Raw genomic sequence first — 232 nt, forward strand, 5'->3', positions numbered from 1 at the left:
TCCATCGATTAGATGGAGGTCATTATGCACGTCGTCGATTGGGATTCATATATCGTGCAATGGAGGGATCTGCTCCAGCACCTGATTGGTCATGTCGATGTTGATGCTGATCTCCCCTCCAAGGGGATTGCCATGGCTTGTCATCACGGGAGCAGGCGCCGGGCTGCCAAACAGCGATTCATCCTCGAAATGGAATGAATCCCACGACAGAACGTGACCCTGGGACGGCATG

1 protein-coding gene is annotated in these 232 nt (G+C 53.4%); it reads right to left on the reverse strand.

All coding sequences use genetic code 11. The features are described from left to right. Positions 1-45: 45 nt before the first annotated feature. On the reverse strand, positions 46-232 hold a 187-nt coding region (locus B4920_RS30280; protein ID WP_216820156.1), incomplete at its 5' end, for a hypothetical protein.

Origin of the sequence: Zoogloea sp. LCSB751, from assembly GCF_002028455.1 — a bacterium.
Lineage (GTDB): Bacteria > Pseudomonadota > Gammaproteobacteria > Burkholderiales > Rhodocyclaceae > Zoogloea.